The organism is Mariprofundus ferrinatatus (genome assembly GCF_002795825.1).
Lineage (GTDB): Bacteria > Pseudomonadota > Zetaproteobacteria > Mariprofundales > Mariprofundaceae > Mariprofundus > Mariprofundus ferrinatatus.
On the sequence record NZ_CP018800.1, the window covers coordinates 2277687 to 2301665 of the forward strand.

The window sequence follows — 23979 nt, forward strand, 5'->3', positions numbered from 1 at the left end:
ACTTATTCTCCTTCGTTCTCTGTTGGGCTTTTGACCATGGCAAGGTCAATTCCCAAAGCATTCAATTCCTTGGTCATGACGTTGAAGGACTCGGGGATTCCCGCCTCAAACGACATATCACCGCGCACAATCGACTCGTACATCTTCGTACGGCCCTGAACATCATCCGACTTCACAGTCAGCATCTCCTGCAGCGTATAGGCAGCGCCATATGCTTCCAGTGCCCACACTTCCATCTCACCGAAACGCTGACCACCGAACTGTGCTTTACCACCGAGCGGCTGCTGTGTCACAAGCGAGTATGGGCCAGTTGAACGGGCATGAATCTTCTCATCCACCAGATGGTGAAGTTTCAGGATATACATGTGACCGATCGTTACAGGCCGGTCGAAAGCCTCTCCGGTACGGCCATCGTAAAGGGTGGTCTGACCTGATTCAGGAACACCGGCAAGCTTCAGCATGCGCTGGATATGAGCCTCTTTGGCACCATCGAACACAGGGGTTGCAATCGGAATGCCGCCACGCAGGTTGTTCGCCAGCTCGAGCAGGGACTCTTCATCCATACCCTTAATGTCACTGCATGCCTGCTCATCCTCAAGGTAGCACTCAAGCAGGAATGAACGCAGCTCTTCAGTTGGCATCTTATCCTTGAGCATGCCGTCGATCTTCTTACCGAGCGCACTTCCTGCCCAGCCCATATGAATCTCGAAGATCTGTCCGATGTTCATACGCGAAGGTACGCCCAGAGGATTCAGACAGATATCAACAGGGGTGCCGTCGGCGGTATAAGGCATATCTTCTTCCGGAACGATTACCGAAATCACACCCTTGTTACCATGGCGGCCAGCCATCTTGTCACCAGGCTGAAGCTTACGCTTCACGGCAACAAACACCTTCACAACCTTAATCACGCCGGGCTTCAGCTCGGAGCCTTCACGAACCTTGGCAACCTTCTCTTCAAAGCGTGACTCAAGCCTGCCCCGCTCCTTGTCCATCGACTCGAGAATCTCGGCAACGCGAACATTGATGGCATCGTCGGCAACAGAAACGCCGGAAAGATCGCGCAGGCTCAGCGCCTTGACGTTCTCTTCCTTGATGGTGTCGCCCTTCTTCAGTCCCTTGAACTTGGCTGCCGTCTGGCCGGAAAGCAGAGCCTGCAGGCGGCTCACGGCATTGCCCTCAAGAATACGACGCTCCTCTTCCTTATCGGCGTAGAGCTGCTCGATAGAGGCCTCTTCGATCACCTTGGCACGATCATCCTTCTCATCGCCACGACGGGTGAAGACCTGAACGTCAACAACGACGCCCTCATCGCCCGGCTTGACGCGCATGGAGGTATCACGAACATCGGATGCTTTCTCGCCGAAGATTGCACGCAGCAGCTTCTCTTCAGGAGAGAGCTGTGTTTCACCCTTCGGTGTGATCTTACCAACCAGGATGTCGCCCTGTTTAACTTCGGCACCAATGTAGGCGATACCACACTCGTCCAGATGTCGCAGCGCCTCTTCACCCACATTCGGGATGTCGCGGGTAATCTCTTCGGCACCGAGCTTGGTATCACGGGCAACTGCTTCAAACTCTTCAATATGGATCGAGGTATATACATCCTCTTTCACCAGCTTCTCGGAGATTACGATTGCATCCTCGAAGTTGTAGCCGCGCCATGGCATCAGTGCGACCAGTGCGTTACGGCCAAGTGCCAGCTCACCCAGATCAGTGGATGGACCATCCGCGATGATATCGCCCTTGGCTACCAGCTCACCGGTCTTCACAAGCGGACGCTGGTTAAAACAGGTGTTCTGGTTGGAGCGGCGATACTTGAACAGGCGGTAGATATCCACGCCAGGTTCACCTTCGACCTGCTCATCTTCATACACCTTGACAACAATACGCTCACCATCGACACGCTCAACAACACCGCCGCGCCGCGCCACCTGCGATACGCCGGAGTCACGCGCCAGAGGGGCTTCCATGCCAGTACCGACCAGCGGCTTCTCAGAGCGCAGCAGTGGAACTGCCTGACGCTGCATGTTCGAGCCCATCAGAGCTCGGTTCGCATCATCATGCTCAAGGAATGGAATCAGGCCAGCACAGACGGAAACCACCTGTGATGGTGATACGTCCATATAATCGATCGTATCAGCCTCTGCCATAATGAACTCACCGCCCTGACGGCACTGAACCAGATCTGAAACGAACTTGCCGTTTTCATCCACCTTGGCGTTAGCCTGTGCAATCACAGGTGTACTCTCGTCGATGGCAGAAAGGTATTCGACTTCATCGGTTACCTTGCCATCGATCACCCTGCGATAAGGAGATTCAATAAAGCCAAAGTCATTCACCTTCGCGTAGGTGGCGAGCGAGTTGATCAGACCGATGTTCGGACCTTCAGGCGTCTCAATTGGGCAGAGACGTCCGTAATGGGTCGGATGTACGTCACGAACCTCAAAACCTGCACGCTCGCGTGACAGACCACCCGGGCCAAGTGCCGACAGACGACGCTTGTGCGTCACCTCGGAAAGCGGATTGGTCTGATCCATAAACTGTGAAAGCTGTGAAGAACCGAAGAACTCCTTCACCGAGGCAATCAGCGGTTTGGCGTTAACCACATCGGAAGGCATCATCTCGGTCAGATCGCCCGAGCTCAGGCGCTCACGCACTGCACGCTCCATGCGCACAAGACCGACACGAATCTGATTCTCCAGCAGCTCGCCGACAGAACGCAGGCGACGATTGCCAAGATGGTCGATATCGTCCACTTCACCAATACCGTCGCGCAGGCTCAGCAGGGTATCGAGCGCCATCAGAATATCTTCATCACGCAGTGTACCCTGATCAAGCGGCACATCATCATTACTGATGCCAAGACGGCTGTTAAGCTTCATACGACCGACACGGGAGAGGTCATAACGGGATGGATCGTAGAACAGCGACTCAAACAGAGCCTTGGCTGTTTCAACTGTCGGCGGCTCGCCAGGACGCATCATGCGATAGATCTCTACGCGCGCCTCTTCACGTGACTGCACCATATCCAGACGCAGCGTATCCGCCAGCCATGGCCCGCGAACCGCTGTATCGATCAGCAGGCAGTCGAACTGCTCGATTCCGGCACCCTGCAGTGCTGAGATGGAATCCTCAGTCAGTTCCTGATTGTGGTCGATGAGAATCTCGCCGCCCTCGATCATGATCGGTTCGGCTGCAGTCTCGCCGATAACGCTTTCAATCGGCACATCAATCCACTCGACATTGGCCTCGGACAACCGTTTGATCGCCACCTTGGTGAACTTCTTGCCTTCAGCGACAATGCGTTTGTTGTCCAGCTTGATGGTGGTCACCGCACGGGTGCCCTCAAACAGCTCAGGGTCAAATTTTACCTGCACGCCCTTATCGGAAAAACGATAGGTACGGCGGTTATAAAAACGGTTGAGGATTTCCTGGGTGGAGAGGCCCAGAGCCTTGAGCAGAATACCAACAGGCATCTTACGACGCAGGTCGATACGGAAGTTAACCTTGTCCTTGGCGTCAAATTCAAAGTCGAGCCATGAACCGCGGTAAGGAATCACGCGCGCCTTGAACAGGAACTTGCCCGAAGCATGGGTTTTACCCTTGTCGTGATCAAAAAACACACCCGGTGAGCGGTGCATCTGTGAAACGATGGCGCGTTCGGTACCGTTGATGATGAACGAGCCGTGCTCGGTCATACGCGGAATCTCGCCCATGTATACAGACTGATCGCGAACTTCGCGAACCTTGCGTTTGCTTCGCTTCTCACCCTCATTTTCGAAGATCTTCAGGCGCAACTTCACCTTTACAGGCAGCGCATAGGTAAGGTCACGGCGGCGACACTCATCCAGATCGTAGCGGGGAGGGCTGTACTCCAGTCCCTCGAAGCAAAGTTCGGCATTTCCGGCATAGTCACGCACCGGAAATACAGACTGGAACACAGTTGCCAGCCTTGAATCATTTACAGCCTCGCCATAGCCGACAAACTCGTGATAGGACTCTGTCTGCAGCTGCAGCATGTTCGGCATGCTGATTGGAGACTTGATACTACCGAAATTTTTACGAATACGTTTCAGTGATGCTTGTTTGCCCATGGTGACCTCGAACGACGTACAGATTTTCCAAAACTCTAAAATGCGAAAAAGGCTAAGCCCCGGCGGCGCCCGCCACCGGGGTTATTAACCCGATACGTTTACGTACGAAACGTAAAACAACAGTAGATTACTTCAGCTCTACAGTTGCGCCCGCTTCTTCCAGCTTAGCCTTCAGCTCTTCAGCCTCTGCCTTAGCTGCGCCCTCTTTGACGTTGCCAGGTGCGCCGTCAACCAGTGCTTTGGCTTCTTTCAGGCCCAGGCCAGTTGCTTCACGAACTGCCTTGATTACCTGGATCTTCTTCTCGCCTGCAGATACCAGAACGACGTTGAATTCGGTCTGCTCTTCAGCAGCAGCGGCTTCGCCACCAGCAGCAGGACCAGCTGCAACTGCTACAGGTGCAGCAGCAGAAACGCCGAATTTCTCTTCCAGTGCGGAAACCAGTTCGGACAGCTCCAGAACGGTCATAGACTCAATTGCTGAGATCAGTTCATCTTTTGTAATTGCCATTGTATTAGCTCCTCTTGCTATAAGTTAAAAAGTTTAATGATTAGTAGTAAATGTTATGCGGCTTGTTTCTGATCACGAATAGCTGCCAGTGTGCGAACGAACGATGCAGGTACCTCTGCCAGTGTGCGAACGAATCCGCTGATTGGCGACTGCATACTTCCGAGCATCTTGGCAAGCAGGACTTCGCGCGGTGGCAGATCAGCCAGTGCTTTTACACCAGCAGCATCAACCATCTTGCCATCGAGCACACCACCACAGACCTTGAGCGCATCATTCTTTTTGGCGAACTCGGAAATGGCTTTTGCCATTGCAACCGGATCCTTACCATAAGCGATCGCGACAGGACCAGTGAACAGTTCTTCAGCAGCCTTAAAGCCCGTACCCTCTGCCGCACGACGCGCCAGAGTGTTTTTTACAACCTGCATCGACACATCTGCATTATGCAGAGCACGGCGAAGGTCTCCCATCTGGGAAACACTCAGACCGCGGTAGTGTGTTACTACGCCAGCTGTAGATTCGGACCAGGCAGTGTGAAGCTCTTCGACAATGCGTTGTTTGTCTTGTTTATCCACATTTACCCCCTTGCTTTTCGACCCGCGCAAGTGAGCTTGCACCCCATCTATGCAGGAAGGGTCACCCCAATTAAGCCGCGCTCTTGATGAGTCTGGCTCCAGCAGTCTAGGACGGATCGTTTTTTTCGATTTCGCCTCCCCGGCTCTTCCCGGGTCAGTTCGATCGATTCTTCTGCCTTTCGGCACGCCAGCTTGTGGCCGGCAAACAGTTCGTGCCGGCCCTCCATGGGCCGGCACGTGAATTATTTACAGAGTGGTTTCATCCACGCGTACGCCGGCACCCATGGTTGAAGAGATACTCATCTTCAGCATATAACGGCCCTTGGCGGAAGCTGGCTTCATACGGTTGAGCTCTGAAAGCAGTGCTTCAACATTCTCGTTGAGCTTGGCAGCGTCGAATGAACGACGACCGACCGGAGCATGAATTACACCCGCCTTATCAACACGCACTTCAATCTGACCGGATTTGATCGCTTCAACAGCCTTGGTCACATCCATGGTTACAGTGCCCAGCTTAGGATTCGGCATCAGGCCACGAGGACCCAGAACACGACCCAGCTTACCAACCTGAGCCATCATGTCAGGCGTTGCGACCACGCGGTCAAAGTCCATGAAGCCATCCTGAACCTTTTCAACCAGGTCATCAGCACCGACGAAATCAGCGCCTGCTGCAGTCGCTTCCTCAGCCTTCGCACCCTTGGCGAACACTGCTACGCGTACGGTCTTACCGGTACCGTTTGGCAGCGCAATAGAGCCACGGACCATCTGGTCTGCATGGCGGGGATCAACACCCAGTTTGATTGCAACATCAACAGACTCGTCGAATTTTGCTTTTGGCTGAGCGAGTACCGCGTCAAGAGCTGCTTTTACGGTAACTGCCTGAGCCGGTACGGACTCAAGGCTTGCTTTCATACGTTTGGTTACTTTTGCCATCTTAATATCCCCTTAGCCCTTAACTTCCAGACCCATGGAGCGGGCGGTGCCTTCAATAATCTTCATGCCAGCTTCAGCGTCATAGCAATTCAGGTCAGGCATCTTGGTTTCAGCGATCTCGCGAAGCTGAGCGCTCGTTACGGTACCGACCTTCTTCTTGTTCGGCTCGCCACTGCCTTTCTGGATCTTGGCAGCCTTCAGCAACAGCACGGATGCCGGTGGGGTTTTGATGATAAAATCGAATGATTTGTCTGCATAAACACTGATCACAACAGGCAGTGTCAGACCTTTCTCCATCTCCTGGGTCTTGGCGTTGAACGCCTTGCAGAACTCCATAATGTTAACGCCAGCCTGACCGAGTGCCGGTCCAACTGGTGGGGATGGGTTTGCGGAACCTGCAGGAACCTGCAGCTTCACGATTTTTTGTAGTTTCTTAGCCATTTATATCTCCAACCGGTTTCGGGCCTCTTGCCCTCCGCCTTTATTCGCATGTCACTATCCGTGACTCTGCTCCCACTCTTGTGGTAAATCCTTCACATCCATGTGAAAGCGTTTTCTGAACAACTGAAGGTAGCGCCCTCAGCCCTTCTCAACCTGTATATACTCCAGTTCGACAGGAGTCGGACGCCCGAAGATTGAAACACTCACCTTCAGTTTCGCCTTATCTTCCATCACCTCTTCGACAACGCCGTTAAAGGATGCAAAAGGCCCGTCGATCACGCGAACGGCATCGCCGATATCAAACATCACCTTCGGCTTCGGACGCTCGATACCCTCTTCAATCTGCTGAATCAGGGCGTCGACCTCGCGTTGCGGCATCGGCATCGGCTTGTTGCCGGAACCGAGGAAACCACTTACCTGGCGGGTATCTCTTACCACGTGCCAGGTATCATCGTTCATCTCCATCTCGACAAGAATGTAACCAGGGAAGAACTTGCGCTGAGATGTCACCTTCTGACCCTCTTTCAGCTCAACCACTTCCTCACGGGGAACGAGAATCTTTCCGAACTTGTCGGAAAGGCCTGCCCGTTCAGCATTTTCTCTCAGCATCTGCTCCACTTTATCTTCATAATTGGAGTAGACCTGAACCACATACCAACGCATCGCCATCAGATCACCTGCTTCACAAGCGAACTTAAGCCCCAGTCAACCAGCCACAGAAACAGAGCGATAAAGATTACCATCACGAATACCATCAGCGTTGACTGCATCGTCTCTTTACGGTCAGGCCAGGTCACCTTTTTGGCTTCGACCTTCACCTCATTCATGAATTTCTGCATCTCAGCAACACGACTCATACTTAAGCTCCTATTCCTACTAACCACACATACAAACACTGGCAGGCCAGGAGGGGCTCGAACCCCCAACCCCCGGTTTTGGAGACCGGTGCTCTACCAATTGAGCTACTGGCCTAGGGTGTTATTTAATCTTTGTTTCCTTGTGTGGCGTATGTTTACGACAGGAGTTGCAGTACTTACTCAGCACCAGCTTATCTGTCATGGTACGCTTGTTCTTATCAGTGGTGTAATTCTTGCGTTTGCACTCTTCACACGCCAAAGCCAACAAATCACGCATTTCCTATTCTCCAGTGACGGCAAAGCGGCGGTAGCACAAGTCTACCGCCGCCGCACGTCTTTAACGTTTTACTTACTAATGTCGGTTACGACGCCAGCGCCGACCGTACGACCACCCTCACGAATTGCGAAACGGAGCTCTTTGTCCATCGCGATCGGAGTGATCAGTTCAACATCCATAGAGATGTTATCGCCAGGCATCACCATCTCGGTGCCCTCTGGCAGCTGTACGGAACCAGTCACGTCAGTTGTACGGAAGTAGAACTGTGGACGGTAACCGTTGAAGAATGGCGTATGACGACCACCCTCTTCCTTGGTCAGAATATATGCCTCTGCCTTGAAAGTGGTGTGAGGCGTGATGGAACCCGGCTTCGCCAGTACCTGACCACGCTCAACATCTTCACGCTTGGTACCACGCAGCAGTACACCAACGTTGTCGCCAGCTTCGCCGGAATCCAGCAGCTTGCGGAACATCTCAACACCGGTACAGGTTGTCTTGGTGGTAGCCTTGATACCAACGATCTCGATCTCGTCACCAACCTTAACAATACCCTGCTCAATACGACCGGTTACAACAGTACCGCGGCCTGAGATCGAGAAAACGTCCTCGATTGGCATCAGGAAGGTCTTGTCGATTGGACGCTCAGGCGTAGGAATGAATGAATCCACCGCTTCCATCAGACGAAGAATAGATGCCTCACCAATTTCAGACTGGTCGCCTTCCAGCGCCTTCAGTGCAGAACCGATAATGATCGGAGTGTCATCACCAGGGAAGTCGTATGAGTCCAGAAGTTCACGAACTTCCATCTCTACCAGCTCAAGAAGCTCTTCATCATCAACCATGTCAGCCTTGTTCAGGTATACAACCAGGTGAGGTACGTTTACCTGACGCGCCAGAAGTACGTGCTCGCGGGTCTGTGGCATCGGGCCGTCTGCAGCCGATACAACCAGAATACCACCGTCCATCTGGGCAGCACCGGTGATCATGTTCTTCACGTAGTCAGCATGGCCCGGGCAGTCAACGTGTGCATAGTGACGCGCTTCTGTCTCGTACTCAACGTGAGCTGTAGCAATTGTAATACCGCGCTCGCGCTCTTCAGGAGCACCGTCAATATCGCCGTAATCCTTGAAGGTAGCGCCGCCTGTCAAAGACAGAACCTTGGTGATCGCAGCGGTCAACGTGGTCTTGCCATGGTCAACGTGACCAATCGTACCAATGTTCACATGCGGTTTCGTACGCTCAAACTTTTCCTTTGCCATATTTATTCTCCATACATGTATTTACTACAATGGAGACCTGCATGCAGATTTCCATCAAATTCTGGAGCCCAGAGCGAGAATTGAACTCGCGACCTCATCCTTACCAAGGATGTGCTCTACCCCTGAGCTACCTGGGCCTGCTCCGTGCCCCATAAAGTGGAGCGGGCGGCGGGAATCGAACCCGCGTCATCAGCTTGGAAGGCTGAGGTGCTACCATTGTACCACGCCCGCAACGGCCTTTATCAAGCTCAAAACTGGTGGAGAGGGCTGGATTCGAACCAACGTAGGCTGAGCCAGCAGATTTACAGTCTGCCCCCTTTAGCCACTCGGGAACCTCTCCATCTCGCACTCCGTTTGGCCACTGTCCCGCAAGCGGGTCAGCCCAAAAGGGCGCGCGATTCTGCACCTTTGCCACACACTGTCAAACAGCAGAGCAAAAATGCGGTCAAACTGGAGCCGGCAACAGGATTCGAACCCGTGGCCTGCTGATTACAAATCAGCTGCTCTACCAACTGAGCTATGCCGGCAAGGGTGGCGCATCATAACGATCATTAATATGAACTCAAGCACTATTTGAAAACTATCTTTCTTTCCATCAGATAGCCCTGCTTTATAATGGATTGCAGGAAGCGAAATATCGTTGTTCAGGCGGCTTTCCTCTTCGCCCCAGGCCTCTCAGCCGTCTCTGTTTGGCAGCGCTGCCTGTAGACCGGGAAATTGTGTCGAACCCACCGTCAGTCACCTGCACGCCACTTTGAATTTCCAGATTTCTGCTATACTCGTCTGTAGCAAGTTAATTTTCGCCACCCGCGCGCCGTATCGCGCATCACTTTAGAAAAGTGACATGGGTACGTTCAGGATCGATCGTGGCCAGAGATAGAGAGGAGTTATGAAGCTAGGCCATAAGATCTCCCTGGGCTTTCTACCTGTCGTCATCATGTTTTTTCTGGTGAGCACCGTACAGTTTGTACAACTCAAGCATTCAAGAGATCACATCAACCAGATTATTTCCAGCAACCTTTCAGAGCTGGAATATGCAGAAGCTTTCTTCCATGCCATTCAAAACCTTCAGAAAAATGCCTTGCTGATCGCTATGGATGGAGTAGCGACTGGTACTTATGATGCTGAATCGAGTGCGACAATTATTGGCAACTTCAACAGCAGCCTGAACATGGCACAGCGTGCCGTAACCTTAATGGAGAAGCAGACGCTGATTCAAATTGAAAATGGCGATGCAGAGGGTGAGGAAGATGAACTTCAGGAAATCTTTCACTTAAAAAGATTGCTTGTTTCACTCTCCGGTCATGCACATGAGCTCAAGAGATCTCTTGAAGCCGAAGAGGTCGAGCGATCCAGGGCCGTAATAGAGAATAAAATCGAACCTCTTGCAATTCAAATGCATGGCATCATCAGCGACCTGGAAGTGGATGCCCAGGAAGAGATAGATTTAGCGCTGGTTAAACTCCAGGACCAACTCGAACGCCACATGGCAGCCACAGCCCTGGTCGGCATGATCTCTGTCACCCTGGTGATTGGACTGGCTCTCTATATCATGAGAAGTATCTCTGCCAACATTACCAGACTGCATCAGGCGACCGGCCTGCTTGGGCAGGGGAAGCTGGACACCAGGGTTGAAGTATATTCGAGTGATGAGTTGGGAGAGATCGCCTCCGACATCAATTCCATGGCGGCCGGGCTTAGAGAGACCATCGTCTCTAGGGATGATCTGGCCAAAGAGGTTAAAGCCCGGGAAGAGGCAGAAAAAGAGCTGCAACAAAACGAACACAAGTACCGTTCAATTTTTGAGTCGTCGCGTGACACCTTTATGTTGCTAGATCAGAACGGTTTCCTCGACTGCAATGACTCCACCCTGCATATGTTCGGGTGCGCAAACAGGGGTGAGTTTCTCGGCCATCATCCGATGGAATTCTCTCCTGCAGTGCAAAGCGATGGTACGCCGTCGCCAGAGGCGGCGAACAGACACATCGAAACAGCCCTCATCAATGGGTATGAGATGTTCGATTGGACTTATCAGCGCAAATCAGGGGAGATCTTTCCCGCAGAGGTACTGCTTACCAGGCTCACCCTTGATGACAAACAGCTGCTCATGGCTTCTGTTCGTGACATTAGCGAGCGAAAGCGTTCTGAAGCGAAGCTGCATGAAAGTGAAAAACAGATACGCCTGTTGCTGGACTCTGCTGCGGAAGCCATCTACGGCGTCGACGTAGATGGCAACTGCACGATGCTCAATAAAGCCTGCTTATCCATGCTGGGCTACGACAGCGAATCCGAGCTGCTGCAAAAAAATATGCATAAGAGGATCCATCACAGCCATGCCGATGGCACCCCCCTATCCGAGGAGCATTGCAGGGTATATCAGGCCTACAGGCAAGGTGAAGCTGCGCATGTAGATGATGAAGTCTTCTGGCGCAAAGATGGCAGCAGCTTCCCGATATCCTACTGGGTGCATCCGATCTATAGCGATGAGTCTGTGATTGGAGCCGTGGTTACCTTCCTCGATATCACAGAACAGGTAAGTTCAAGAAGTGCACTGAAACAGAGTCGCGAACAGCTGCAGAGCGCTTTGGAGGGCACGATTGCCGCGGTCTCCAATGCGGTTGGCGCAAGGGACCCCTACACGTCCGGCCACCAGCAACGTGTAGCTGAACTTGCCAAAGCCATTGCCAGAGAGATGGGGCTGGATGAGGCACGGGTCAAAGGCGTATTCCTGAGTGCCACCATCCACGATATCGGTAAGATTCAACTGCCGGCAGATATCTTGAGCAGACCGGGAAAACTCACCAATGCTGAGTACCAGCTGATAAAGGAGCATTCTGAAGCAGGATATTCTATTCTTAAGGGTATAAGTTTTTCATGGCCCGTGGCAGAGGTGGCCCATCAGCACCACGAGCGCATGGATGGCTCGGGTTATCCACAGGGTTTAAAGGGTGATGAGATATGCCTGGAAGCCAAAATAGTTGCCGTAGCCGATGTTGTTGAAGCCATGAGCAGTCACCGCCCCTATCGTCCGGCGCTGGGGATAGATGCGGCACTGGATGAAATCCGAACCCATCGCGGCAGCGCTTTTGATCCCGAAGTTGTAGATGCCTGCCTGAAACTTTTTGAGGAGAAGCGCTTTACCCTTTAGTTCAGGGCTGCTTCTTTGCCAGGAAGGGAATAACTGCGCCTGGCACGAGTTCGGAGACATCGCCACCCATGCTGGAGATCTCCCTGATAAAGCGGGAGGATACAAATGTATAGTCCTCGCGCGCCATGACGAAAACAGTTTCGATTCGTTCATCCAGCCTGCGATTCATCGTTGCCATCTGGAACTCATATTCAAAGTCGGATGCGGCCCTGAGCCCGCGCAAAATAGCCGCAGCCCGATGCTCATGGGCAAGATCCACCAGCAGCCCCGAGAAGCGAACGGCCTCAACATTTTCCTCATCAGCGAACGTTTCGCGAACCATGGCAAGACGGGTCTCCGCATTAAACATCGGTCCTTTACCGGGATTATCAGCTACTCCGATCACCACGCGATCAAACATCTTTAAGCCACGTCGAACCACGTCAACATGTCCCAGCGTAATTGGATCAAATGTACCCGGATATATGGCTGTATTGCTCAATGTTCCCCCATCAACAGATGCGCACCATAATAGCTTGGCATGGATTTGTATGCGTTTGTTTTCAGAATGCCTGTCCCGTGCCGAGGTAAAAACGCCATTTTTTTGTGGCAAAGCCATACGCCACATCGCCTCGAATGGTTCCTCTGGCCAACCAGCGCAAGGTCCAGCGGAAACCGCCGCCGGCACCAACTGCAAGGCCGCGTGTAACAGATGCTCCTGCCCTGCCTCCGATCTTACCAAGATCGGCAAATGTAACCAGCTGAAGGTTGGAGTCTTCCCGGATTGGAAAGCGTCCCTCGAGGGAGCCGAACAAATAGTGAGTGCCCTGCAACTCTCCCGGGTAATAACCACGCAGCCCATCTCTGTTGCCAAGATCGAAAAGGCCGCTGCGCAGCACATTGCCGGTCACCAAGCCGCCATTCAATCGCACATTAAAGGTGTTCTGCCCTGAAAACGTATAGTAGTCGCGCCACGATGCAGTGTGGCTGTAGCTGTTGACTGTTGAGCCCAATCCCTTGTGAGCGGCCGAGAGTGAATAATCAAATGCATTTCCTGATAACCAGGTGATTCGATCGTTCATTCTGCTATAGCTCACCCCTGCCAGCAGCGCCCTGATACGATGCCCCACCACGTCGGCCTGAGGGGTCCCTGAAATGAAGCGGTAGGTGGCATTAGAGGCAGTAAACCCTCCCCTGACGCTCCACCCCTCATCCGGTACGTCTCCTAATGCATAGGAAAGAAGAAGCGTTGCACTTCTACCTGTTTGAAGATACTGAGCCGAATGAATACCCTGATTATAAGTATCATACAGAGAGCGCCCACTGCTGCCACTTACAGATATATTCAGTTTTGAATCGTCTACCCTGCGCCAATCATAAGCAGCTTCGTAGGAGCTTCCCTGCAATGCAGAGAAGTTGCTCCCGGTATCGCGCCTGTAAGCCATGCGTGCGTGGTGGTTTAAACCCCAGAGGTTATATTCATCAACAGCCACAGCTGCAGATGATGCCCCATTATCTTTTCGTGAAACCTGCGGTAGAACCCAAAGTGACCAACGCTCTTTCAAATACACCGTCACATTGCCGTTTTCATCCGGAGCAGTCACAACCGCTTTACTGAAAATACCAAGATTGCGAAGACGCCTTTCAGCAACCTCAGCAAACCCCTCCCGCCAAACAGCACCAACTGAAAATGGCAATTCGCGCAACACGGTTATCTCTTGTGTCCGATCTATACCTTCAATATTAATACCATGAACCTGTTCGAGCGGCTGGGCATATACCGCATCAATGATCAATATCGAGAGCAACAGAAGCCCCGCTATTTTTGAAAGGCGTCTCATAGCCTTATTCAAGCAACAAGGAACAGTAATCACAAGGTTACGGGCGCCAGACACCCGATTCACAAACAATCGCCGTTATATTTTCAAACGGTGTTACATCAAAGGCCGGGTTATTGGCTCCAACGCCGGTTGCAGCAACACGTATCTGCTGAACCTCCCCTTTGCAATCGACTCCATCCATCTCAACCACTTCACCGCCATCCCGCTCCTCTATGGGAATCCCCTTTCCGCTGGCACATCCCAAATCGAATGTGCTTTTAGGAGCCGCCACATACATCGGCACCCCGTGCGCTTTTGCTGCCAGCGAAAGCGCATAGGTACCAATCTTGTTGGCAACATCGCCATTGGCGGCAATACGGTCGGCACCAACAACTATCGCATCCACCTTGCCCTGTGCCATCATCCAGGCCGCAGCACTATCTGCCTGTATGCGGCAATCAATGCCTTCCTGATGAAGCTCCCAGGCAGTCAATCTGGCTCCCTGCAGGCGCGGCCTTGTCTCATCAACCCATACAAACGGCTTCTCGCCCGCATGCGCCAGATGATATATTCCAGAAGTCGCCGTTCCCCAGTCAACGGCTGCCAGCCAACCGGCATTACAGTGAGTAAGAATTCGCCGCTCTCCGACAGCAAGATACTCGGCCAGCCCTGCCCCAATCGCTCGATTGGCAGCTACTTCAGCCTCAGCATAGGCCTCTGCCCGCTCGATCATCTCGTCATTTGAGGGGTCTGTTTCTGCACACTGCTGCATCGCATCACAGGCATGAAATAAATTTACTGCAGTAGGCCGGGTAGATCGAAATCTGGGGACCCAGTAATCAAAATAACGGCTTCGATCCGCTTTCCAGGCAAGAGCCAGTCCATAAGCCGCTGTAGCGCCTATGGTGGGAGCCCCTCGCACCTGCATCGTTTCGATGGCAACGGCAACCTCTTCTGGAAAAGGGCTTACAATCTGCTCAAACCGGTGCGGCAGCAAGCGCTGCTCTATCCACTGCACTCCGCCTGATTCAGAGTGCCAGTTAACGGCCTGATATGACCTTTTTCCTATCCGCATGCTTTATACCCAAGTTGTTGTTTTATAAGGCTTTTTAATTCTTCCTGAGCTTTCTTAATACCCCATCAAGCTCAACTGGCCGCGTATATGCAATTCTCAGCTCTCCTGAACCGTTTTTACGACAGACGATCTCTACAGGCAAACCGAGCTTGCGTGTCAGCTCATCCTGCAGTGCAACAACATCAGCGTCCGGTTCCTGCTTCGCCTTCGCGACCGGCTCCTTTGCTGCTCGCTTGGCTTCATGCTCCATCTGCCTTGCACTCCACCCTTTGCTGATGCAGAGACGGGCAAGCGATTCAGCCACATGGCTCGAGAGACCAACCAATGGGCGAGCCTGTCCCATACTGAGCTCCCTCGTTTCAATCATCTCCTTAATAACCGGAGAGAGCTGTAAGAGACGGATCAGGTTGCTCACCTGAACGCGGGAGACTCCGACCTTCTCTGCAACCTGCTGTTGCGTACAACCAAACTCATCCATCATACGACGATAAGCCCTGGCAGACTCAATGGCGGTAAGGTCATCACGCTGCTCATTTTCTATGATTGCCAACTCCAGCGCCTGCAGGTCGCCAACATCCCTGACTACGGCCGGAATCTCTTTCAATCCGGCGGCCTGGGAGGCCCTCCAACGTCGTTCGCCGGCAATCAATTCATAGCCATCCCCATGTGGACGAAGGAGAATGGGCATCAAAACCCCCTCTCGGCGTATTGATTCAGTTAAACTATCCAGTTCATCGTGAGAAAAACGGGTCCTGGGCTGATACGAGTTCGGTTTAATTTTGGAAATCGGAACCTGAGACGCCTGCCGCATTACCTCAGGTGTAGGGGTATCAGCAAGCAATGCGCTTAAACCGCGTCCTAACCCCCTGTTTTTCACTGCTGCCATAGATACTCTCCCATCATTTCCAAACTATCCTCCGCTTCCATCAGAGCGCCCTGCGCTGCATCAGTTCCTGTGCAACGGCCAGATAGGCCTGGGCACCTTTCGATTTAAGATCATGGTACATGGCCGGAACGCCAAAACTCGGAGCTTCCGACAATCTCACATTGCGCGGAATCGCATTTTCATAGACCTGTGAACCGAAATATGCGCGCACATCCTGTTCAACCTGGCACGAAAGGTTGTTGCGCCGATCCACCATGGTCAGAAGAATCCCCTCCATATTCAACTCGGGATTAAGGCCCCGGCGAATGCGGCGGATGGTATCCATCAACTGGGTCAGCCCTTCCATTGCATAAAACTCTGTCTGAAGTGTCACCATAATATAATCAGAGGCTGTGAGTGCATTTACTGTAAGAAGGCTCAATGCAGGTGGACAATCTATAAACACGTGGTCAAACGGCTCGCCGGCATATGCTGCAAAAGCATTTTTCATCCGCTGTTCCCTACCCGGTTCATTAACCAGTTCAACTTCTGCCCCCGCCAAGTCCATGGTCGCAGGTAGTAAAAAAAGGTTTTCACAATCGGTAGTTACTATCGCATCTGACACCCCGCTTTCGCTCATCAATACGTCGTAGGTTCCTGTCTCAACATTGGCCTGGTCGATACCAAGGCCCGATGTTGAATTGCCCTGCGGATCCAAATCAATGAGCAGAACGCGTTGATCAAGCGCAGCAAGTGAGGCTGCCAGATTAATACTGGTCGTTGTTTTACCAACGCCCCCCTTCTGGTTTGCCACTGCAGTCACCGGCCCGAATTGCTGATGTTTCACGTGAAACCCCCCTGTAATCCGTCGCAATAACGATAACACCGGATGCGCTGGATGCCATCCCCTCCAGCAATGTTTAAATTATGCTCCCCTTCCAGCCGCCAACCCTCCACAGCAGCAGGCTGCCTGGAGACAGGCACTGGAAACACAGCCGTGGCATTGGCATTGACATGAGGCGTGCACATATTGAGTAAGCCGGCCTCATCGGTAACAGCCCGTGCCACACAAACGTCGATCTTCAGGCTCGGGAGGTCGTTAACGTCCGCATCGTACACCTCGGCATTTAAATGCAATTTACGTACGACATGTCGAAGAAACTCAGCCCTCTTCTTCCTTCTCTCGACCAGAACACCAACCAACCCGGGAAGCTCAATAATCAGCGGAATTCCTGGAACCCCCATGCCGCTGCCGATGTCCAGCATACGCCCCTCATGGGGAAGCCACTCAGCCAGCGCCAGCGAAGGCTCGATAAACTGGGCGTTAAATAGAGCCGGGTCGGATATCGAGGTAAGATTCAAGGCGCGACGAAACTTCATAACCTCCTGCACATATGCGTCACAACTCATTGCCTTCTCCTCAGATGCAACATCAGAGATGTAATAGCTGCAGGCGTAATGCCTGACAACCTAGAGGCATGACCAATCGTCTCTGGCTGCGCAGATGAGAGCTTCTGGCAACATTCGATACTTAGCCCTTTTACTACCGAGAAGTCAAAATCCGGAGGTATTTTCTGACTCTCAAGCTGCCTGAATCGCTCAATTTCAACATGCTGCTTGTCCAGATACCCTTCGTAATGCACCAGTGCAATCAGGCTTTTCAAGTCTCGAACGGATAATTCCGGATATACATCCAGAAGCTTGAGCGCTTCGGATGCCGCAACATCGTCCCTATGACTGTAAGAGGAGAGAGGCATGGATTGCGCAGGCAGCGGCAAATCCATTGCCGCCAGGCGCTCCCGCCAAGCAGCCCCGGTGCCTACCACTGTCGCACGCGCCGCCTCGATTCCACGCCCAATCAGCGCTCTTCTGGACTCGAACCGACGTACACGCGCATCATCATACAAACCAAGCTGGATGGCTGTATCCCCCAAGCGCAGGTCTGCATTATCCTCCCTTAATTGAAGGCGAAACTCAGCACGGGAAGTAAACATCCGATATGGCTCCGTCACACCCTTGGTTACAAGATCATCGGCCATAACGCCCAGATAGGCTTCAGAACGGTCTGGAACCCACCCCTCAATATCAATTGCCCTTGCCGCGGCATTAATGCCTGCAAGCAGCCCCTGTGCCGCAGCCTCTTCATACCCTGTCGTTCCATTAATCTGACCGGCATGAAACAGGCCAACCACCCTTTTACTCTCAAATGAGGGCTTCAACTCAGTCGGGTCCACATAATCGTATTCAATAGCGTAACCAGGTCGAATAATGACTGCATTCTCTAATCCAGGAATAGAACGAATAAAATCCCACTGCACATCAATAGGCAGCGAGGTTGATATCCCATTCGGATAAACCTCATCATGGTCTATGCCTTCAGGCTCGAGAAAGATCTGGTGACTTGATTTATCAGCGAAACGTACCACCTTGTCTTCAATACTAGGACAGTATCTTGGCCCGGTTCCTTCAATCTGGCCTGAGTACATCGGCGCCCTGGAGATGTTCTTCCTGATAATTTCGTGGGATCTCTCGGTAGTTCTAGTAATTGCACAAGGAATTTGATGTTCAGTGACTTTTTCATGGAGGGCTGAAAAAGGCAGAACATCCAATTCTCCAGGCTGCGACTCAAGAGAGGCCCAATCTATGGTGCCCTTATCCAGGCGGGGAGGCGTTCCGGTCTTAAGGCGACCCAGCCTGAAGGAGCGCCGGTATAACTCGTCAGTCAGACCATGCACAGCAGCATCTCCCGCTCGTCCTGCCGGCATGGTTTTTTCTCCCACATGAATCAGCCCCCCCAGGAATGTCCCGGTTGTTAAAACAACTGCGCCGGCATGGTGCTCCACTCCAAGCTCGTCTATAGCACCACAGACCCTGCCGCCATCAAAAATAAGCTCGGAAACCGTTCCCTGATGCAGGTGTATACGCGGATGTGAGTCGAGAAGCCCCCTGATTACCATATGGTAAATTCTGCGGTCGCACTGGGCACGAGTAGCCTGTACGGCAGGGCCCTTGCGACGATTGAGGACGCGGTACTGGATCGCCGAGCGGTCTGCGGCGACCCCCATCAGCCCCCCAAGCGCATCGACCTCATGAACCAGATGCCCCTTTCCTATGCCGCCAATTGCCGGATTGCACGACATCTTGGCAATCGTATCCAGGTTCTGAGTGATCAGGCGTACTCGCGCACCCCGGCTCGCAGCTGCCCACGCAGCCTCACAACCGGCATGTCCGGCACCAATAACAATCACATCAACTTGCTGCGGATGTTTCACGTGAAACCATTCTCCATCAATAAAATCAAAAGGGTGGGAAAGCGTAGGGCCAAATAAATTCTAAGCAATAAAAAAGGGGGCCAATTGGCCCCCCTTCAGAACATTAACAACTTAACCTTTGCGCTTCTTCTCCATCAATTCGTGAATAATTGGTGAGAGAATCAGCTCCATGGCAAACATCATCTTACCAGCCGGAACGACGATGGTGTTGCGGCGGGACATGAATGAGTCGTGAAGCATTGAGCTGAGCCAAGGGAAATCGATCCCCCACTTCTCAGGCTTACGAACACGAATCACCACAACACTCTCATCCGGAGTTGGAACATCGCGAGCAATGAACGGATTGGATGTATCAACCAGCGGAACGCGCTGGAAGTTGATGTCGGTATTGCTGAACTGTGGTGTGATGAAGTGAACATAGTCATGCATACGGCTGAGGATATTTTCAACAACTGCCTCAGGAGAGTATCCGCGCATTTCGGTATCACGGTGAATCTTCTGAATCCACTCCAGGTTCACAACCGGGACGATACCGAGCAGCAGGTCGGCATAAGGAAGAACCTCTTCCACACCGCCATGAAGGCCTTCATAGAAAAGAAGGTCGGAGCCCTCTCCGACATCACGCCAGTCTGTGAAGCGGCCTGGCTCAACACCGTAAATTTTAGCCTCTTCATCGTCATGGATATAGGTGCGCGCCTTGCCGACACCCTTTTCGCCATAATCCTTGAAAAGATCGGCAATCTTGTCGAATAAGTTGGCCTCATCCGAGAAGTGACTCAGACGCTTACCTACAGCTTCGAACTCTTTAGATTTCTCGCGGAATTCGTAACGATCAAAACGGTGGAAGCAATCTCCCTCTACAATCGCAGGTGTAACCTTTTCACGCCTGAAGATATGCTCAAGTGCCACCTTGGCTGTACTGGTACCCGCTCCTGATGAACCCGTTACGGAAATCACTGGATGATTTGCTGACATGACATCTCCCAAATAAACTCTTTAAAATCAGGTATTTACAGACCCCTCGTCTGCCTTCTCCCCTGTCCTTTTGTTGACTTATCTCTCAAAAAGGTTGGCCATTATGACGCAAAGCACCCCCAACATTCAAGGAAAAGCACCAATAGAGTAATTTATAACCAGAAATAGTGGGGTGAGAATTATTTACCGATACAAAATTCGGAAAATACGCGGTCGAGAATATGTTCAACATCCCCAATTCCCAAAATTCCACCCAGCGCCGACCATGCGTGTCGCCACTGCATCGCTGTGATCTCCAGCTTTTCTTCGCTGTGCAGGGTATGCATGCCTGCTTCAACACACGAAAGAGCCTCCAGAAGGTTCTGGCGATGCCGCTCTCGAGTCACCATCATTGACTCGTCAGCTATCTCTATATCACCAAGAGTAGTGGCAAGTGCATCCTTCACCTCCTCTACTCCAACGCCATCGGCAACGCTGGCTGCAATAAAACGTTCAGGAATGTTGCTGTGCGCGAGATCCATCTTATTCATCATAAATATGTCAGCATCAATGGCGCAATCCCATGTCTCTGGCCTGGAGGCGTCGGCAATAAACAGCGTGGCATCAGCATGGGCAGCAGTCAGTTCGGCGCGACGTACGCCCTCCTGCTCAATAAGATCATCACTGATCCTGAGTCCTGCTGTATCTGCAAGCCGCACTGGAATACCATGAATTTCAAAGTCCACCTCCAGCACGTCCCGGGTGGTTCCTGGAATATCACTGACAATGGCGCGCTCCCGCCCTGCCAGCGCATTAAGAAGGCTGGACTTTCCTACATTAGGAGCACCAATAATTGCAACAGTTGCACCATCAAACAGCCGCTCGCCAAGCGGTGCGGAATCGAGCATGGCACGAATAGGCATTATCAACTGCTGCTGCATCTTTTCTGCAAGCTGGTCAAAGTAGAGCGCAGGGATCTCCTCTTCCGGAAAGTCCAGGCTGGCTTCCACATGTGCCACCAGAGATGTGAGCTGCTGCATCAATAGCTCTATATGCTGTCCAAAAGCGCCCTGTAACTGCCGCTGAGCCTGTTTTCCCGCTCGGATAGTGGCTGCATCAATACATGCTGCTACAGCCTCTGCCTGCGCCAGATCCATCTTGCCATTCTCAACCGCTCTGCGAGTGAACTCTCCCGGTTCAGCGGGTTTGCAACCCAGCTGGTAGAGGCGATCGAGAAGCGCCCGAAGAATTACAGGGCCTCCATGACCCTGAAGTTCAACCGTATGTTCTCCAGTATAGGAGTATGGCGCAGGGAAATAGAGTGACAGACCCTGATCAAGTATGTCGCCACCAGCATCAAGCCAGCTGGTTAATGTTGCCATCCTCGGCTGAAGAGTCCGGTCAGAGCAACAGAGTTGCTTGAGCATGGTCAGGGCTTCAGCACCGGAAATTCGAATAACGCCAACGCCACCCCTGCCTGGCGGGGTGGCGATAGCTGCAATTGTAGGTTTTTCGATTATAGAATTAATCGACGTTCATCCTCTTCATCACCAGACGCTGCTGGATAATGGAGAGCACGTTGTTCACAACCCAGTAAAGAACCAGACCTGCAGGGAAGAAGAGGAACATCGCAGTAAACAGGAAAGGCAGGAACTGCATTACCTTGGCCTGTACCGGATCAGGTGGCTGTGGGTTGAGTTTCTGCTGAATATACATGGAGATACCCATGATGACCGGCAATACGAAAAAGGGATCCTGAACGGACATATCCTCAATCCAGCCAATAAATGGTGCCTGGCGCATCTCTATCGACATCAGAAGCACCTTATATAGCGCGAAGAAAACCGGGATCTGAATGATAATTGGAAGACATCCGCCCAGAGGATTTACCTTGTGTTTCTTGTAGAGCTGCATCACTTCCTGACCCATGCGCTGACGGTCATCGCCATACTGCTCTTTCATGCGGGTCATTTCTGGCTGAAGTTTGCGCATTGCCGCCATCGACTCGTAGGATTTCTGGGTCGGATAGAAAAAGAGAATCTTGATACAGATCACCAGCACAATAATGCACCAGCCGTAGTTACCCAGATATTTATACAACCACCCGAGGAAGCTGTGCATTGGCTGGGCAATAGGGGAGAACCAACCGAAGTCTACAGAGCGCTCCAGCTCAGCATTGGCACTTTCAAGCAGAGGAATTGATTTGGGACCTACATAGATGCGTGTCTTGAAAACCGCATCCCTTCCCTCAACCGTTCCATCATCAATCAAACCAGCCTGATATGAACGTCCATCGCCTTTATAGTAATAGGGGTAATCCTGATCGGGGTTGGAAAGCAGAGCAGCTATAAAATAGCGGTTCATGATCGCAGTCCAACCACCCATGGAAGCCATCCGAATGGAGCCCTTCTCATCCAGTTCATCATAATCTGGCTCCTGAAGCTTGCCATCAAGCAGGCCTGTCGGACCCATATGCTCATAGAAGGTGTTCGCCTCCTTGTCCGGATTGCGCTCAACCACCTGACGATAGAGTTTAAGGCCTCCGCCATCGATAATCCTGTCGTGTATGCTGATGACGTAGGATCCCTGGCTCAGATCAACCTGCCGTTCCCACATCCGGCCATCATCTAGTACGCTGCGCAAAAGCAGAGTGCTCGCCTCTTTTTTCACTACGGTGAAGGGCTGCACCAGACGTCTCCCCATCACACCGGTGTTCACATATACGGAATGGCCATCTTCCATTTTAAGCACTGCAACAGAAGCAGAATCAGCTTCAAGAGACTCCTTATAGTTGGTCAGGACAGCTCGAGTGAGCCAACCCTTTTCATTGACTGACAGTCTCATCAGATCATTGCTGATCTCAAAAGACTCAGGCGTGATGGCTACGTGCTGCACGGGTGCGACCGCGCTGGCAACCGCCTGCATCTCACTGCTCTCTGCGGATGGCTTCATTTCAGGAGCGGTAACCACTTCGCTGGAGGAGTCGGCCGGGATGACGGATTCTGTCTTAACCTGTTGTGTCGCGACCGGTTCCTGTTGCGGAAAAAGCACTCCCCAACCCAGCAGCACCAGCATCGACAGTGCAAATGCCAGAATCATATTCCGTTGATCCATGATTATTTCTCCCTCAAAACTTTAACACCCGTGATCGCCTCTGCTTCCGGCACCGGGTCAAACCCACCTTTTGAAAACGGGTGGCAACGTAACAGACGTTTGATGCCAAGCCAAACACCGCGCAAAGCACCATGGTGCTGCACGGCCTCCATCATATAGTGAGAACAGGTAGGATAATGCCTGCAATGCGATGGCATTACTGGCGAAATACAGAGCTGGTAAAAACGAACCGGTAGAAGAATCAGTTTACGCATTGGAATTTATTTCCCCTGACTTACTGACGAATCTTGGCCAATGCTTCGGAAAAGTCATGTATAGCGTCCACCATTCTATCCACATTCACAGTCGGTATCACCAGCAGATCTACACCGAGTGAACTACAATCGCTGCGGCGAAACTGTTCGCGCAGCTGGCGCTTTAAACGGTTTCTCTGGACAGCATTGCCGAATTTTCTTGAAACAGCAAGGCCTAAGCGGGATTTCCCTGAACCGTTAAAACGATAGGCCAGACGTATTCCACCAACATTGATCCGCTTACCTTTCCGCATAGCGGAAAAATCAGCTTTTGAGCGCAAGCGCCCTGACTTGGGGAATCGCTGGTTCAGACCGAATTAAACTGAAAGGCTCTTACGACCTTTAGCGCGGCGACGGTTGATGATTGCACGACCGGCACGGGTTGCCATACGTGCACGGAAACCATGACGGCGTGCGCGGCGAATTCGGCTTGGCTTATATGTAAAGCTCATGGTTATGTCTCCTGATACCTAGCAACCTTGATAAGCAGTCGCTTAAAAAGGGTCGCGCATAAT

The 23979-nt window shown here is 52.1% G+C and carries 23 protein-coding genes and 5 tRNA genes; 1 reads left to right on the forward strand and 27 read right to left on the reverse strand.

Annotated features, from left to right (window positions below):
* Positions 1-2 precede the first annotated feature (2 nt).
* From rpoB to Ga0123462_RS11220, 14 genes are all read right to left on the reverse strand, one after another.
* Complete coding sequence (gene rpoB, locus Ga0123462_RS11155; RefSeq protein WP_100266368.1) at positions 3-4097, reverse strand: DNA-directed RNA polymerase subunit beta; 4095 nt, start codon at positions 4095-4097, stop codon at positions 3-5.
* A gap of 127 nt (positions 4098-4224) precedes the next feature.
* Positions 4225-4599 carry a 50S ribosomal protein L7/L12 gene (rplL, locus tag Ga0123462_RS11160; RefSeq protein WP_100266611.1) on the reverse strand — a complete coding sequence of 125 codons (375 nt, stop codon included), beginning with the start codon at positions 4597-4599 and terminating at the stop codon, positions 4225-4227.
* A 59-nt stretch (positions 4600-4658) separates the two neighbouring features.
* Positions 4659-5177 (reverse strand): 50S ribosomal protein L10, encoded by a 519-nt coding sequence (gene rplJ, locus Ga0123462_RS11165; RefSeq protein WP_100266369.1) that lies wholly within the window; start codon positions 5175-5177, stop codon positions 4659-4661.
* Between the two features lie 246 nt (positions 5178-5423).
* Positions 5424-6110: a 50S ribosomal protein L1 gene (gene rplA / locus Ga0123462_RS11170; RefSeq protein ID WP_100266370.1), complete on the reverse strand. Its 687-nt coding sequence runs from the start codon at positions 6108-6110 to the stop codon at positions 5424-5426.
* Positions 6111-6122: 12 nt separating this feature from the next.
* Positions 6123-6551: a 50S ribosomal protein L11 gene (gene rplK / locus Ga0123462_RS11175; protein ID WP_100266371.1), complete on the reverse strand. Its 429-nt coding sequence runs from the start codon at positions 6549-6551 to the stop codon at positions 6123-6125.
* 138 nt (positions 6552-6689) lie between these two features.
* Positions 6690-7220 carry a transcription termination/antitermination protein NusG gene (gene nusG / locus Ga0123462_RS11180; protein ID WP_100266372.1) on the reverse strand — a complete coding sequence of 177 codons (531 nt, stop codon included), beginning with the start codon at positions 7218-7220 and terminating at the stop codon, positions 6690-6692.
* The gene (gene secE, locus Ga0123462_RS11185) at positions 7220-7408 is read right to left on the reverse strand and encodes a preprotein translocase subunit SecE (RefSeq protein WP_100266373.1); all 189 of its coding nucleotides are present in this window, start codon (positions 7406-7408) and stop codon (positions 7220-7222) included. Before secE ends, nusG begins: the two co-directional genes overlap by 1 nt.
* A gap of 39 nt (positions 7409-7447) precedes the next feature.
* A tRNA-Trp gene (locus Ga0123462_RS11190) sits at positions 7448-7523 on the reverse strand.
* Positions 7524-7529: 6 nt separating this feature from the next.
* Positions 7530-7685 (reverse strand): 50S ribosomal protein L33, encoded by a 156-nt coding sequence (rpmG, locus tag Ga0123462_RS11195; protein ID WP_100266374.1) that lies wholly within the window; start codon positions 7683-7685, stop codon positions 7530-7532.
* 68 nt (positions 7686-7753) lie between these two features.
* Entirely contained in the window at positions 7754-8944 is a 1191-nt protein-coding gene (gene tuf, locus Ga0123462_RS11200) for an elongation factor Tu (protein WP_100266088.1), read from the reverse strand.
* Between the two features lie 62 nt (positions 8945-9006).
* A tRNA-Thr gene (locus Ga0123462_RS11205) sits at positions 9007-9081 on the reverse strand.
* 20 nt (positions 9082-9101) lie between these two features.
* Positions 9102-9175, reverse strand: a tRNA-Gly gene (locus Ga0123462_RS11210).
* Positions 9176-9199: 24 nt separating this feature from the next.
* A tRNA-Tyr gene (locus Ga0123462_RS11215) sits at positions 9200-9284 on the reverse strand.
* Between the two features lie 111 nt (positions 9285-9395).
* Positions 9396-9471: transfer RNA gene (locus Ga0123462_RS11220), tRNA-Thr, on the reverse strand.
* 362 nt (positions 9472-9833) lie between these two features.
* Here Ga0123462_RS11220 and Ga0123462_RS11225 point away from each other — a divergent pair.
* Complete coding sequence (locus Ga0123462_RS11225) at positions 9834-12092, forward strand: HD domain-containing phosphohydrolase (RefSeq protein WP_100266375.1); 2259 nt, start codon at positions 9834-9836, stop codon at positions 12090-12092.
* A gap of 1 nt (position 12093) precedes the next feature.
* Here the strand turns inward: Ga0123462_RS11225 and coaD are convergent, their stop codons facing one another.
* The 13 genes from coaD to rpmH all read right to left on the reverse strand — a co-directional run bounded on the left by coaD (position 12094) and on the right by rpmH (position 23916).
* A complete protein-coding gene (gene coaD, locus Ga0123462_RS11230) occupies positions 12094-12573 on the reverse strand; it encodes a pantetheine-phosphate adenylyltransferase (RefSeq protein WP_100266376.1) in 480 nt (159 codons plus the stop codon).
* Positions 12574-12634: 61 nt separating this feature from the next.
* On the reverse strand, positions 12635-13912 hold the full coding sequence (locus Ga0123462_RS11235) for a BamA/TamA family outer membrane protein (protein WP_157821346.1): 1278 nt from the start codon (positions 13910-13912) through the stop codon (positions 12635-12637).
* Positions 13913-13949: 37 nt separating this feature from the next.
* Complete coding sequence (mtnA, locus tag Ga0123462_RS11240) at positions 13950-14966, reverse strand: S-methyl-5-thioribose-1-phosphate isomerase (protein WP_100266378.1); 1017 nt, start codon at positions 14964-14966, stop codon at positions 13950-13952.
* A gap of 34 nt (positions 14967-15000) precedes the next feature.
* Positions 15001-15852 carry a ParB/RepB/Spo0J family partition protein gene (locus tag Ga0123462_RS11245; RefSeq protein WP_100266379.1) on the reverse strand — a complete coding sequence of 284 codons (852 nt, stop codon included), beginning with the start codon at positions 15850-15852 and terminating at the stop codon, positions 15001-15003.
* Between the two features lie 40 nt (positions 15853-15892).
* Positions 15893-16678: a ParA family protein gene (locus Ga0123462_RS11250; protein WP_100266380.1), complete on the reverse strand. Its 786-nt coding sequence runs from the start codon at positions 16676-16678 to the stop codon at positions 15893-15895.
* Positions 16675-17241 (reverse strand): 16S rRNA (guanine(527)-N(7))-methyltransferase RsmG, encoded by a 567-nt coding sequence (locus Ga0123462_RS11255; protein WP_100266381.1) that lies wholly within the window; start codon positions 17239-17241, stop codon positions 16675-16677. The genes Ga0123462_RS11250 and Ga0123462_RS11255 overlap by 4 nt, the downstream gene beginning before the upstream one ends.
* A complete protein-coding gene (gene mnmG, locus Ga0123462_RS11260) occupies positions 17238-19103 on the reverse strand; it encodes a tRNA uridine-5-carboxymethylaminomethyl(34) synthesis enzyme MnmG (protein ID WP_100266382.1) in 1866 nt (621 codons plus the stop codon). Before mnmG ends, Ga0123462_RS11255 begins: the two co-directional genes overlap by 4 nt.
* 111 nt (positions 19104-19214) lie before the next feature.
* Positions 19215-20078, reverse strand: coding sequence for a phosphoribulokinase (locus tag Ga0123462_RS11265; RefSeq protein ID WP_100266383.1), 864 nt, complete (start codon positions 20076-20078; stop codon positions 19215-19217).
* 179 nt (positions 20079-20257) lie between these two features.
* A complete protein-coding gene (mnmE, locus tag Ga0123462_RS11270) occupies positions 20258-21586 on the reverse strand; it encodes a tRNA uridine-5-carboxymethylaminomethyl(34) synthesis GTPase MnmE (RefSeq protein ID WP_100266384.1) in 1329 nt (442 codons plus the stop codon).
* Entirely contained in the window at positions 21582-23171 is a 1590-nt protein-coding gene (gene yidC / locus Ga0123462_RS11275) for a membrane protein insertase YidC (protein WP_100266385.1), read from the reverse strand. Before yidC ends, mnmE begins: the two co-directional genes overlap by 5 nt.
* 2 nt (positions 23172-23173) lie before the next feature.
* A complete protein-coding gene (gene yidD / locus Ga0123462_RS11280) occupies positions 23174-23425 on the reverse strand; it encodes a membrane protein insertion efficiency factor YidD (RefSeq protein WP_100266386.1) in 252 nt (83 codons plus the stop codon).
* 20 nt (positions 23426-23445) lie between these two features.
* Positions 23446-23775 carry a ribonuclease P protein component gene (gene rnpA / locus Ga0123462_RS11285; RefSeq protein ID WP_257790541.1) on the reverse strand — a complete coding sequence of 110 codons (330 nt, stop codon included), beginning with the start codon at positions 23773-23775 and terminating at the stop codon, positions 23446-23448.
* A gap of 6 nt (positions 23776-23781) precedes the next feature.
* Positions 23782-23916 (reverse strand): 50S ribosomal protein L34, encoded by a 135-nt coding sequence (gene rpmH / locus Ga0123462_RS11290; protein WP_100266388.1) that lies wholly within the window; start codon positions 23914-23916, stop codon positions 23782-23784.
* Positions 23917-23979 lie beyond the last annotated feature (63 nt).